11 protein-coding genes are annotated in these 12,800 nt (G+C 51.9%); 4 read left to right on the forward strand and 7 right to left on the reverse strand.

Annotated elements, in window-relative coordinates; genetic code table 11:
- The 4 genes from CUC53_RS02955 to CUC53_RS02970 all read right to left on the reverse strand — a co-directional run.
- Nucleotides 1-620: KpsE/RkpR family capsule polysaccharide export protein (locus CUC53_RS02955; RefSeq protein WP_476692204.1), on the reverse strand; the 620-nt coding region annotated here is incomplete at its 3' end.
- 158 nt (nucleotides 621-778) lie between these two features.
- Nucleotides 779-1,429, reverse strand: a complete 651-nt coding sequence (locus CUC53_RS02960) for an ABC transporter ATP-binding protein (RefSeq protein ID WP_100292778.1) — start codon at nucleotides 1,427-1,429, stop codon at nucleotides 779-781.
- A 3-nt stretch (nucleotides 1,430-1,432) separates the two neighbouring features.
- Nucleotides 1,433-2,218, reverse strand: coding sequence for an ABC transporter permease (locus CUC53_RS02965; RefSeq protein WP_100292779.1), 786 nt, complete (start codon nucleotides 2,216-2,218; stop codon nucleotides 1,433-1,435).
- Between the two features lie 1,683 nt (nucleotides 2,219-3,901).
- A complete protein-coding gene (locus CUC53_RS02970) occupies nucleotides 3,902-4,624 on the reverse strand; it encodes a MurR/RpiR family transcriptional regulator (RefSeq protein WP_157798178.1) in 723 nt (240 codons plus the stop codon).
- A 454-nt stretch (nucleotides 4,625-5,078) separates the two neighbouring features.
- Here CUC53_RS02970 and CUC53_RS02975 point away from each other — a divergent pair, with 454 nt between their 5' ends.
- The 4 genes from CUC53_RS02975 (at nucleotide 5,079) to CUC53_RS02990 (ending at nucleotide 10,315) form a co-directional block, all read left to right on the forward strand.
- The gene (locus CUC53_RS02975; protein ID WP_201796703.1) at nucleotides 5,079-5,870 is read left to right on the forward strand and encodes an SDR family oxidoreductase; all 792 of its coding nucleotides are present in this window, start codon (nucleotides 5,079-5,081) and stop codon (nucleotides 5,868-5,870) included.
- A 17-nt stretch (nucleotides 5,871-5,887) separates the two neighbouring features.
- The gene (locus tag CUC53_RS02980; protein WP_100292782.1) at nucleotides 5,888-7,360 is read left to right on the forward strand and encodes an FAD-binding oxidoreductase; all 1,473 of its coding nucleotides are present in this window, start codon (nucleotides 5,888-5,890) and stop codon (nucleotides 7,358-7,360) included.
- Nucleotides 7,361-7,382: 22 nt separating this feature from the next.
- Nucleotides 7,383-8,807 (forward strand): FGGY-family carbohydrate kinase, encoded by a 1,425-nt coding sequence (locus CUC53_RS02985; RefSeq protein WP_100292783.1) that lies wholly within the window; start codon nucleotides 7,383-7,385, stop codon nucleotides 8,805-8,807.
- A gap of 155 nt (nucleotides 8,808-8,962) precedes the next feature.
- Complete coding sequence (locus CUC53_RS02990; protein WP_100292784.1) at nucleotides 8,963-10,315, forward strand: MFS transporter; 1,353 nt, start codon at nucleotides 8,963-8,965, stop codon at nucleotides 10,313-10,315.
- A gap of 223 nt (nucleotides 10,316-10,538) precedes the next feature.
- On the opposite strand, the gene CUC53_RS02995 is transcribed toward CUC53_RS02990, so the two are convergent.
- The 3 genes from CUC53_RS02995 to CUC53_RS03005 all read right to left on the reverse strand — a co-directional run bounded on the left by CUC53_RS02995 (nucleotide 10,539) and on the right by CUC53_RS03005 (nucleotide 12,758).
- Nucleotides 10,539-10,952, reverse strand: coding sequence for a PIN domain-containing protein (locus CUC53_RS02995; protein ID WP_100292785.1), 414 nt, complete (start codon nucleotides 10,950-10,952; stop codon nucleotides 10,539-10,541).
- Nucleotides 10,949-11,179, reverse strand: coding sequence for a type II toxin-antitoxin system VapB family antitoxin (vapB, locus tag CUC53_RS03000; protein ID WP_100292786.1), 231 nt, complete (start codon nucleotides 11,177-11,179; stop codon nucleotides 10,949-10,951). Before vapB ends, CUC53_RS02995 begins: the two co-directional genes overlap by 4 nt.
- Nucleotides 11,180-11,405: 226 nt before the next feature.
- Entirely contained in the window at nucleotides 11,406-12,758 is a 1,353-nt protein-coding gene (locus CUC53_RS03005) for a lyase family protein (protein WP_100292787.1), read from the reverse strand.
- Nucleotides 12,759-12,800 lie beyond the last annotated feature (42 nt).

The raw sequence follows: 12,800 nt of genomic DNA on the forward strand, positions 1-12,800 counted from the left end.
AGCTGCTCCAATGCCACCTGGTGGCCCAAGCGGTTGATAAAGCCCTCCCCCTCTTTGAGCATCAGCCTGACTACCTTGCGGGTAAATTCTGGCTCGAACCCCTGCAAGCGAATGGTCAAGATGCCCGATAGCTCGTCAAGGGTGAGACTGAGGTGATCGCGGTAATAGGCCAGAAACCCTTCATTGCTGGCATCCGCTGGCAGGCGCGAGAACCAGTCAGCCTGCTCGCTCTGGTAGTGGGCTTTCAGTTGCAGTGCTTGATCGAGCCGCTGCAGCATGTCCCACGAGGCGAAATAGGCGTGCAGCATCAGCACATCTTGGTGATTGCTGCCCCCCAGCCCCAGCATCGAGAGCGCATCTGGCATCATTTTGAGTTGTTCGGCCTGCTTGATAATGACGCTGGCCTGACTGACGTAGCGATCACTGGCAAGCAGGCTGTAATAGCCCACCGCCAGCCCAAAGCAGAGCAGCACCCAGAGGAAGCTGCCCAGCTTGATGGCCCGCTGCCAAGAAAAATGGGCGGCTTTATAGCCTTTTGAGTCAATGAGAAAGCGTTTGGGGTCGCGCTGCAATTTACGCAGCTTGCGACCAAGCTGGCTGGGGATCAGGCTGGTGTTCATGGCTATCCAGATAAATGATGTTCGACAGATGTTCGGCGTAGGTCATCACCACAGGCCCACCCGTTGCGAATGGGCTAGGCCGGCAATGACGTCTGCAATAACGCCTGCGGTGACGTCGGTGCTAACAAAAAATGGGCTGATAACGCGCAGGGCGCGGATCAGAGGGTTTGATAGACCGCGATGGCCTCTTCAATCTCGGGGTAGAGGGTCAGGCGCCCCTGATGGAGCACAATCCCCATGTCGCACTGTTTGCGCAGGGTGTTCATGTCGTGAGAGACCATAATGAGGCTCGCCGTGGTGCGCTTTTGGTTAAACACCTCGATGCACTTTTGTTTAAAGCGGGCATCCCCCACTGAGGTAATTTCGTCGGTCAGGTAAATATCAAACTCAAAGGCCATGCTGACCGCAAAGGAGAATTTCGATTTCATCCCGCTCGAATAGCCCTTGATCGGCAGCTCAAAGTGCTGGCCTATCTCAGCAAAGCCCTTGACCCACTCTTCCACTTCGCGGGTGTCACGAATGCCGTGAATGCGGCAGATAAAGCGGGTATTTTCTCGCCCGGTCATACTGCCTTGAAAGCCGCCACTTAACGCCAGCGGCCATGAGACTCGGCTGTGGCGGATGATCTTGCCGCAACTGGGCATATCCATCCCCCCGAGCAGGCGCAGCAGGGTCGATTTGCCCGCCCCGTTGGCTCCCAAAATGCCGATGTTTTTGTCACCGGGCAGGGTGAAATTGACCTCTTTTAACACGTAGTGGCGGCCAAATTTGGTGGGGTAATATTTGCTGACGTTGTCGAGGGTGATCATCGGTTAACTCGCAATCAGGCGGCGGTGGCAGAGGCGATAGCCGCTCATGGCAAAGGCCAGTAACACCAAGGTGGTGCCCAGCAGATAAGACCAGCTGCCCCCTTGGGTGGTAAACCCCGCAATCCAGCCGGTGCGAATAAGCTCAATGGCATGCACGATGGGGTTCCACAGCAGCAGATGCTGATAATTTTGTGGCACCGCCGCCAGCGGAAAAAACACCGCCGAGATCCAGAGCAGCGGGCGCGTTAAGATCCCGATGAACTTTTCCGCCTCGGCAGAGAGGCTGCTGATGATGCAAAACAGGGTGCCAAGGCCAAACGAGAAGGTCATTAAGAGGCTATACCCCAGCAGCACCGCCAGCGGATCGGCCGGCATCGCGGTAAAACCGCACCAGCAGAGCCCGGCGATCAGCACCAGCGCCACCAACAGGCCGATCACCGATTCCAACACCCAGCGGGCAAACAGGGTGGCAAAGGGCGTCACCTGGCGATAGCAAAACAGCCCCTTATTGGCACTGACCGCCGACATCAGGCGATTGGCGGTGCTTTGAAACATTAAAAACGGCAAATACCCACTGGCGACAAACACTGGGGCCTCTACCCCGCCGAACCCATGGCGCTGCCTGATGCCAAATATCACGCAAAAAATGGCGATGGTGATCAGGGGATCGAGCAAGGCCCAGCTATAGCCCATTCGGTAATTGCCAAAGCGGGTTTTGAGCTCGCGCATCAGTAAGCCGAAGGTGACATCGTTGAGCACCTGCAAGGGGCGACGGGATTGCATTAACATAGGGAGCGCATTGCCAATTAAGTGAATAGCCAAAGAGGTAACTGGCTAAATAGATGAAACGACCTGATCAGGATAACTCTATCTGCCATCGCGGTATGGCAGTGCGGTAGTGACCTGTTGTGTGCCACCCGTTGTGGTCACTTATTTTGGCTACCGATTATTGGCTGCCGATGGTTGGCTGCCGATAGTTGAATACCGATTGCAGCTAATATATCGCTGGCCATCCTATTCACCATTAACAGACTAAAAATAAGACCAGATGAAACATGGCAACGCCAGTTTATTTTTGCCATATTTTTTCCATATTATTTTTACCATAGCTACCGCACGGAGATGACAATATCCTGGGTTAAATAAAAATAGTGAACCGCACACCTTACAAGGTGATTAACATTATTTAGCGCAGCACACGCTGAACTGTTTTTTGCATTACCATCAATGTGGCGTCATTAACAATGGCATGCTATATCACTTAGGGTGACACTATTGATGGCTTATCCAAACCGCACTTATTTCGCACCTAAATTGCACTTATTTTTACTCTATTCAGCTTGCCAAGGCGATATTATCGGTATCGGCTTATCGTGACTAAATGCCATAGCTACCGCACGGACATGTCATATTCCGGTGCGCATCCATACGTAAAGAGAAAATAAGCCACCTACCTGACCACATGGCCAAGCCTGATGCTGTTTCTCATCTTGCTAGCAATATCCCTGCTGTTATCGTTAGCAGGCGCCGTGGCACGGTGATGGCCACTTATTATCTGAATTCAGGTGCGCCATGCCATGGGTATCTTCAGCGAAAAAATAGCCCTCACCCCATGGCGGATCTTGGCCCTCTTGGGTGGGTCATATCGAACTAGGCTGTTCTTTACTGCTTGGCTTTACTGCTTGGCTTTACTGCTTGATTGGCCCCCACATTACCTGGGTGGGGGCTGCTGCTCTGGCCTATCTCTTTACGTTTTACGCTGCAATTGAACCCTTCGTCTGATCCTTTCCGTGAGTCAACGACGATGAGCAAGAGCGAGCTGGCCTGTCAGCGAACGAGAGAAAATATAACAAAATGCCCCAAACGATTCCACCAGAAACCATGATAAAAAAGTGAAATAACAATGATTAGGTTGTGATTGGTAATTTATAAAACTACAAATTTAGATTTTTGCAGACATATAAACCAAACAACATAAATAGCAACACTCTGCTAACGGGCTGGCTACGTCACCATGATTAGCCCCCTTGCACGCAGCTAGCCACGCCCAGTGACCGCTGCGTTGCGCAAGCAGCCCAGGGCCAAGATAGCCGGTGAACCAAGACGCCTGTGAATAAGATGGTCAGTGAGCGAGCTACAAAGGAACGGGGTGGGCGGTAAACGGTGGAGAGGGAACTCGGTAATTTAAGGAGATCACACGCCACGCTCGCCCCTATGCAAGATCATCGGCGGCGCTGCGCTGTTGTAAGAAAATGGTGTAAGAGGATGGCGTAATAAAATGGGGCAAAAATGACGCCCAAGTAGCGCACCAATATGGCCAGCCAACGGGGTTATTGATCTCCAGCCGTAGTGATGGCGCCAATAACATGGCCTGCTGGCGGATTCATTGGATAAGGCGCCATCGGATCAGCTATTTCCCCGCCGATGACCGCTGAGCTAATCAGTACGTGGTGATTGGCTCGATAATATCGTTCAGTGTTTATGATGATAAAAATGGCGCAGCACCTCTTCAAAAAATATAAAAAACAGGGTGCGGGTCTTTTCAAAGGGTTGCAGGTAGTTAGGTTGATGCTGTTTGGTGAGAAATACTTTGTGGCTCACCTCGGGATATATCTGTTTGTTATATTCCTCTAGCACCATCAAGATAGATGAGCCACTCTGTTTGGCATCATTGATCACCTGATCGAAATCAGCAAACATCCCGGTCGTGGTCAAGATGATCAGCAAGCTCTCTTGGTCTAAATAATGTTTAAAGGTGACCGCATCTGAGGTGGCGAAAATAGGAATGCTGGTTAAACACTGCAATTTATAAACAAGATATTGGGCACAAATAAAAGAGGGGCCCAGACCATAAAAGATAATTTTCGAGTGACGGGCCATCATCTGATAGGTCTTTTCGGCAATGGTGGCATCGAAGCTATCAATAAATTGGGCAACCCGATCTAACTCACTGGGTTGGCGAACACTCACAGGTGTACTTAATTGCCCGCCTTGATAAAAAGCAATGCATTTTTTATATGACGCAAAGCCGAGCTTGGCCACGGTTTTGGATATTTTCGAGCTAGAGACCTGACATAACTGGGCAGCCTCAGTGATGGTGATATAACGCTGCGGATCGGCCGCTAACTGGGCCCGTAGGGTGTCGAATATCCGCTTCTCCACCTTGTTCAATAACGCGATCTTGATATCCAGCATTGCTGCTCTCCTCTCTGTTGTCCTGCCATGTTGTCCTGCCATGTTGTCCTGTCGTGTTGTCCTGTCATGTTGCGGCTGGCGCGCCGCACATTTTGCACTCACTCATTGCCCTGGCCATTGCTATCGAGCGTTATCACCCAGCGGCACGCTGGTGGGGCGGGCGTTCGATATTTGGAAAACTTTCCATTTATTGGAACGCAGAACTTTTAAAATTGCTGTAGGAATTTCCTTAAAAATCTTAATTGGCCGCCCCCCTCACAATTAGCAATCAAGGCATTTGACCGGAATAAGGCTTGCCATGGATTGTTACGTGCATGTTATGTCTCACCCCAAGTAATGGTCGAGTCATAAATGGAAAATTTTCCAAAATGTACCATAAAGATGTTTGTTAAGCAGACCCTTTTAGCGACGCCGTTTTTGTTAAACCACGTTCTACCCATCGAGGGGGATAGCCATGTCACAGCCAACCAGCATTACTGATTTTTCAATGAACTTTTTTAGCCTAACCGGGCAGACCGCCATTGTGACCGGCGGTAACTCTGGCCTCGGGCAAGGGTTTGCCCTCGCCTTGGCCAAAGCCGGTGCCAACGTGTTTGTGGTCAGCATGAACGATGACGACGGCAAAACTAAGGCGCTGATTGAAGCACAAGGGGTGCGCTATCACTTGGCCATCGCAGACATTACCAAGGAGGGCACCCCAGCACAGATCATCGCCGAGTGCGTCGAGGTGTTCGGTAAGGTGGATATCTTAGTCAACAATGCCGGCATCTGTATTTGTGAAGAAGATGTCACCAAATTTAATCGCGGCATGTGGGACAAGATGGTCTCCGTTAACTTAACGGCAGCGTTTGAACTCTCCCACGAGGCGGCGAAAAATATGATCCCCCGCCAAAAAGGCAAGATAATCAATACCTGCTCGCTGTTCTCTTATTTAGGTGGGCAGTGGTCACCGGCCTATGCCGCCACCAAACATGGTCTGCTGGGATTTATCAAGGCGTACTGCGATGAGTTGGCGCAATTTAACATCCAGGTCAATGGCATCGCCCCTGGCTATTTTGCCACCGAATTAACCGTACAGACCCGCAGTAATGACGAGGCTAACCGCCGCGTGCTCAGCCATATTCCGGCCGGTCGCTGGGGCAATATTCAAGATTTGATGGGAGCCGTCGTCTATTTGGCGTCGGATGCTTCTAATTATGTCAACGGCACCATGGTGGTCGTTGATGGTGGTTATTTGGTTCGTTAAACAACAGGGAATAAACAATGAATCTTGAAAATGTATTGACCCAGCTCAGCACGCTCATCTCGGCTGACAAAATAAATACCGATAAAGCAGCCCTCTATGATGCGGCGAGCGATCGCTATAACAAATACGCCAAGGCCAAAGGGGTGCTGCCGGTGCCGTTGCCACTGGCCATTGTCTCGCCAGACTCTGCGCAAGAGGTCAGCACCTTACTGTCGTTTTGTAACGACAACGACATCAACGTGATCCCGCGCAGCGGCAAGACCGCCACCGAGGGGGGCTTGGAAAACTGGAAAGCCAATACCTTCGTCATTGATGGCAAACGGATGAACAAGATCATTAAGATCGACGCTTACAACATGCAGGCTACAGTGCAGTGCGGCGTGCCGTTGCAGGTATTGGAAGATGAAGTGAGAAAACTGGGCCTGACCGTCGGTCACTCCCCCCAGTCAAAACCCATCGCCCAGCTGGGTGGCTTGGTGGCAACCCGCAGTATTGGCCAATTCTCGACCCTTTATGGCGGCATCGAAGACATGGTGGTTGGCCTTGAGTGTGTCTTCCCTAACGGCCATATTTCGCGGATCAAGAACGTGCCACGGCGAGCCGGTGGCCCAGATATTCGCCATATCGCCATCGGTAGCGAAGGCGCCCTCTGCTACATCACCGAGGTGACCGTCAAGCTGCACAAATATTATCCCGATAATCATCAGTTCCATGGTTATCTCATTAAGGATGTTGAAACCGGCATTAAGGTGCTGCGTGAAGTGATCACCGAAGGGTATCGTCCCTCCGTGGCACGGGTGTATTCAGAAGAAGACGCCGCCCAGCACTTCCAGCACTTCTACGATGGCAAATGTGTCTTGCTGTTTATGGCAGAAGGCCCCCAAGCCATTGTGAATGCCACGGGCGACGCTATTCGTGCCGCCACCGAAAAATTCCGTGATGGCATTATCGGTCGGGTGGATGATGCCCATATCGCTAATTGGTTTGCCCATCTCAACTGGAGTCAAAAACAGATTGATGATGAGATCAAAGACATGGTTGAACATAATCGACATGCCGGTTTTACCACCGAAATATCGGCCGATTGGAGCAGCATTCCGACCATTTATAACAATGTCATGGCGCGGGTTAAAAAAGAGTTCAAACATGCCGATGATTTGACCATGTTAGGCGGCCACTCCTCCCACAGTTATATTAACGGCACCAACATGTATTTCGTTTATAACTACAACATTAATTGCCGCCCAGAAGATGAGATGTTGACTTATCACCATCCAATCCAGCGCATTATTGTCGAAGAGACCCTCAAACAAGGCGGTTCAATGTGCCACCACCATGGCATTGGTAAATACCGTAATGAGTGGACCAAAGATGAACACGGCACCGCGTTTTATATGTTGGAAGGATTAAAGAAAATATTCGATCCCAACGACATCATGAATTACGGCTGCATCTATTACAAAGAAGATGGCGCAAAATACCAGCAATAATCACCCGTGCTAAGGTTTGCCGATGAAATATTTTATTGGAATAGATAGCGGCTCACAAAGTACCAAAGTAGCGATTCTTGATCAGCTTGGCCGAGAAATTGTCTATAGCACCAGTCCACTCAGAGAATACCACTGTCCAGCCCCCGGGCTGGCAGTGCATCCTGACGATGATATTTGGCATAGCATCAAGCAGGCATTAACGGCCTGCGTTGCCAAGTTCAAGGGTAATAAGCAAGATATTATCGGGATAGGTCTTTGTACTATTCGTTGCTGCCGCTCGTTATTACAGCAAGACGGTCATCTGGCGCAACCGGTGATCAGTTGGATGGACAGCCGGATGGCCACTCACTATGAGCATGCTGATCCCAAGGTGGCCTTTGTCACCACCACCACCGGCTATGTGTCGTTTAAGCTGACCGATGAATTTACCGATGCCGCCGCCAACTGTGAATTTGGTTGGCCCATCGATCATGGGACCTTGGACTGGTCAACTGATGATGGGGTGATAGCGGCCCACGGGCTGCGGCGCGAGATGCTGTTTACCTTGAAAAAACCGTCAGAGACCTTGGGGCTACTCAGGCCCGAGCTTGCCCGCGAGCTCGGCTTGGCCAGCATTCCGGTGGTGGCGAGCGCCAATGATAAAGCGGTGGAAGCGCTCGGCTGCGGGATGAATCATCCCGACACCCTGATGATCTCCCTTGGCACTTACATCAACTCGATGTTGCTGCGGGATCACTTTCATCATGACGCCGCCTCGTTTTATCCCACCTTGGCCTGTGTGCCGTTTAAATATCTCTACGAGTCGGTTGGGATCAGGCGGGGGATGTGGACGGTCTCGTGGTTTAAGAAGTTGATCGGGGAAGGCTTAACGCTGGACGCGCAGCGCCACGGCCTCAGTGAAGAGCAATATTGTAACCAGCAGTGTGCGCACATTGCCCCCGGTAGCGATGGTTTGATCACGATTTTGGATTGGTTGGCGCCGCCCACTGAGCCCTTTCGCAAAGGGATCATGCTCGGCTTTGATCATCGCCATACCCGGTTTCATATTTATCGCTCGATTCTCGAAGCGATTGCTTTCACCATTTATAACAACGCCAGCGACATGACCACGGAATTAGGGTTTACCCCTCGTGAAATTGTGGTTATTGGCGGTGGTTCACACAGTAATGTGCTAATGCAGATCATCGCAGACGTCTTTAATTTATCGGTGATCCGTAAAGAGGGCAGCAGCTGTGGATGTGTCGGCACGGCAATATGTGCCGCCATTAATCTTGGTATTTATCCCAGCTATGATGTGGCGATTGATCACATGGTACGCACCACTGAGGTATTTACCCCAAATAGCGAGCATCACCAAATATACCAACGAATAAACAATGAGGTATTCCGTCATGCACGGTCCCATACCGATGTATTATTGAAAAACAGTTATCATATTTATCATTGATAACTCGCCTAACATTTATTTACTCCATCTGTGACTGCTGGTGATGTGTGGTATCAGCAGTCACTATGCCGTGGCTTATTTATAAGGTTAGTAATGTTTATTGCTGACATATGAATTGCCGCAGCTGATTAAATGGATACACGGAGAGTTCCTTTATGTCGATATTAAAAAATACCACGCCTGATTTATCTAATATAAAAACCAGAACCCGTTATTTACAGTTATTGTTATTAACCGTCGCTGGCGGCGCGATTTATCCGATGCTCTATATGCGCCAGATATATCAAACCACCATGCTGGAAGCCTTTCAGATCAGCAATGGTCAATTGGGCACCTTGTACGCCCTCCTCGGCCTGTTTTTCTTTTTCAGCTATGCCCCGAGCGGCTGGCTGGCGGATCGGATCAACCCGATGAAGTTGATCGTCTGCTCACTGCTCGGCACGGGCTTGTTAGGGCTCTGGTACAGCACCCTACCCGATTATGTCTCACTGAAGTGCATTTATGCAGGCTGGGGCGTCACTACGGGGCTCACCTTTTGGGGCGCGGTGATGAAGCGGATTAACCTGCTGGCAGGGGATGGCGAATCGGGCCGCTTTTACGGCTTCTATGATGGTGGCCGTGGTCTGGTGGAAGCGCTGCTCGCCAGCTTGGCGCTGGCGATCTTTTCTTACACCGCCAGTGATGACAATAGCCATGTGGTCGGCGCCTTAGTGAACGTCATCCATATGTATGCCTGGCTCTGTATTGCCTTGGCAGGCCTCTGTGTATTCGGCGTCTATTACGAGGTAAAACGCGACATCGCACGGGATCACATAGCCCCCAAGCAGAGCCGCAGCGAGCTTATCGCCGATATCATGCTGATTTTGCGCCAACCCGAGGTATGGCTGATTGCGGTGATCATCGCGGCGGGCTATCACCTGTTTTGGGCCACTTATAGCTTTTCGGCCTACTTGCAAGAGGGCAACTGGGGCTTTACTGCGGTGATGGCGGGCACCATTACCACCATCAAGCTGTGGCTAAGGCCGGTGGGCGGCGTGGTCGGGGGGATCTTGGGGGATAAATACAGCAACCTGAAAGTGCTCTATATCACCTTGCTATTCAGTACCTTTGGCCTGTGCGGCTTGGTAATGGTGCCGATGATGGGCCTAAACCCGACCGTCACCATGAGTCTGTGCGTGTTCTTTATTCTGCTGGTCGGCTTATTGACCTATGCCATTCGCGGTTTGTATTGGGCCATCACCGAGCATTTGAATATGCCCGCCCACCGCTTGGGGCTGACCATTGGCATTATTTCGGTGCTCGGTTATTGCCCAGATATCTTTATTCCGCTGATCAATGGCTATTTGATGGACATCGCCAGCACCCCGCAAGAGGGCTACCAGATGTATTTTGGCTATACCATCGTGGTCTCGATCATGGGGCTGGTGGCCTGCAAGCTGCTGCAAGTGCGCACCCGTCGTACTAGCCAGCAGCCGCAGGTGCAAGCGGCCACGGCCGAAGTGATATGACCTGATACTGGCCGTATGTTGGCATGAGCACCCTCCCCTGCGTGATGAAAAGTGTCATCCCGTAGATAGCAAAATGCCGCCCTCATCGGCGGCATTGGCTTCATCGTCAGGGGTCACGCATCAGCCTTGCATCAGCCTTGCATCAGCATGCGGCAACCTATCCTGTCGACACCGCAAGATGAAGATATCGCGTGATCCTCCTGGTCGTTTTTCCTCTACACACTCAGTGAACCCAATCTTCATAGTGCAGCTTCGCCACTCGGGAAAACTCGCGGGTATTGTTGGTCACGAGTACACAGCCTGCCGTCAGGGCATGGGCGGCAATGGCCGCATCGTTATTGCCGATCGGTGTGCCCAAGGCTGCCAACTGCTGGCGCACGTCGAGCGTCTGATCGACCGTAGCCGCGTCCCATGGCAAGATCCCATCGAGGCGACGAACAAACTCATCAATGGCTGGCCCAAGCTTTGGAGACGCTTTCTTACCGATCTGGCCATAACGCATTTCGGCATAGGTGATCGTCGAGATCACAATCCGATTGCCGCTCGCCACCTCTGCGGCCAACCGCTCAAGAACTGACCTTGGCATTTCGCGCATGATAAAAGAACAAATGCAGGTATCGAGCATAAACGTCTTCACAGGGCGAACCGCCCTTCATCGCCGATCACATCGGTACGTTCTTGCAAAAAATCAGCCTCTACTTTCTGGCATTCCGCCAAGGATAACCAATCAGGTCGGGCCGGACGCAACGTGATTGTGTCGCCATTTTTGATAATTTCAAGATCGTTAACACCCTGAAACTCCATATCTTTTGGCAATCTCACCGCCTGATTTTTACCATTCTTAAAAATTGATACAGTACGCATAAACCCTCCTACATATGTCTGACATATGCAATTTATTGCTGCCCGTGACATATGTCAAGCATATGCCGTTATGGTGCAATCTCACATGCGCTACTGCTCGCCTCTTTTCGCACATCCCCCCGGCATTCGTCCGACCGCGCCCGCGAGCTGGCTTATGGTCAGCACCCGCCGTTTATCGAGGCGACCGCCTCTTACCGTTAACCCTGCCCCAACGTTGTTATCCCCCTTAAGGCTGCGACTGCGCACTCAGCCGACCCAAGATGGTGTGTAGCTGCTGCTGATCGCCTTTGAGCTCTTTGACCAAATCCGAGGTCGCCTGATAACCCAAGATCTTTTTGAGCTCCATCACTAGGGGGATCAAGGTGCGAGTATTGGCTGTATTGTTGGCTTCATTGATGGTGATGCCCGCCACGCAGTGCTGGGTCAATACCGTCACGCCTTTAGCGAGATGATCGATGGCATCGAGCAGGTTGGTGATCAGCACCATGCCCCATGGGTTGTAATCAAGCTCCCCGTGCTGATGACACAGCTTGACCACCGCGCAGTGGCCCATCGCCTGCATCGCCGCTTGCACCATAAACTCGGGGATGGTCGGGTTGATCTTACCGGGCATGGCGCTAGAGCCCGGCTGCACCGCAGGCAAGCTGATTTCCGCCAATCCTGCTTGCGGGCCCGACGCCATCAGGCGCAGATCTTTGGCAAACTTGATGAGGTAACCGGCCACCCCTTCTAGCTCAGCAGCCAGCGCCACTTGCTGATCAAACGACTGACTGCACTGAAAATAGTTGTCATGTTGCTGATAACAGTCGTGGCTGACCTCATTGAGCGCCGCGATCACCCGCTGCTGAAAACGCGCCGAGCAATCCCCGCTACGGCCGATGATATTGGCCCCTAAATTGAGCCGACTCAGCCCCTGGGCAAGGGCGGTCAACCGCACAATCCCTTGGCCCAGCGAGCCACTGATCCCGTGCCAATAATCGGCAAAACGGATGACGACCGCATCTTGCAGGCAGGTTCTGGCCAACTTGTGCACCTGCTGATCCCGCGCGTTGAGCTGGTCAACCGTCCGCTGCAACTCACCGAGCCGGTCGATCAATACCACCGTTTGCTGGCGCGCAGCCATGTGACAGGCACTTTGTAAGCAATCGCTGGTGGAGTGGTTGAAATTAATCTGATCGTTGGGATGCGCAGGGGTATAGCTGCCCGGTTGCTGCTGGTGGTGATCAAGGTTGACCCGATTGGCGATCACCTCGTTGACGTTCATGTTGGTCGAGATACCACCGCCGCCATGAAACGCATGGACCGGATAGAGCGCCGGATCAAACTGACTGATCAGCTGCTGGCAGGTCTGTTCAATCTGGCTGGCCAGCTCCCTGTCAAGCTCATTGATCTCGCCGTTGACCCGCGCGGCAGTGGCTTTGATCTGCAACATGGCCTGCACCAAAGCGGGGTAATCGCCAAGGGTTTTCTGCCCCGCCACGGGGTAGAGATCCAGTGCGCGTTGGGTTTGCGCGCCATACAAGGCCATTCTTGGTAGCGCGACCTCACCCAAACTGTCCACTTCGATCCGCAATGACATGACGTAACACTCCTTTCGGTCGAGCTCATCGCTCTGACAACA

The sequence above is a fragment of the Aeromonas cavernicola genome, assembly GCF_002795305.1.
Classification (GTDB): domain Bacteria; phylum Pseudomonadota; class Gammaproteobacteria; order Enterobacterales; family Aeromonadaceae; genus Aeromonas; species Aeromonas cavernicola.

Coding starts and splice junctions, on each gene's coding strand:
- CUC53_RS02975 (WP_201796703.1), top strand. CDS start 5,079: ATGTCACAGCCAACCAGCATTACTGATTTTTCAATGAACTTTTTTAGC.
- CUC53_RS02960 (WP_100292778.1), bottom strand. CDS start 1,429: ATGATCACCCTCGACAACGTCAGCAAATATTACCCCACCAAATTTGGC.
- CUC53_RS02985 (WP_100292783.1), top strand. CDS start 7,383: ATGAAATATTTTATTGGAATAGATAGCGGCTCACAAAGTACCAAAGTA.
- CUC53_RS02970 (WP_157798178.1), bottom strand. CDS start 4,624: ATGCTGGATATCAAGATCGCGTTATTGAACAAGGTGGAGAAGCGGATA.
- CUC53_RS02965 (WP_100292779.1), bottom strand. CDS start 2,218: ATGTTAATGCAATCCCGTCGCCCCTTGCAGGTGCTCAACGATGTCACC.
- vapB (WP_100292786.1), bottom strand. CDS start 11,179: ATGCGTACTGTATCAATTTTTAAGAATGGTAAAAATCAGGCGGTGAGA.
- CUC53_RS03005 (WP_100292787.1), bottom strand. CDS start 12,758: ATGTCATTGCGGATCGAAGTGGACAGTTTGGGTGAGGTCGCGCTACCA.
- CUC53_RS02990 (WP_100292784.1), top strand. CDS start 8,963: ATGTCGATATTAAAAAATACCACGCCTGATTTATCTAATATAAAAACC.
- CUC53_RS02980 (WP_100292782.1), top strand. CDS start 5,888: ATGAATCTTGAAAATGTATTGACCCAGCTCAGCACGCTCATCTCGGCT.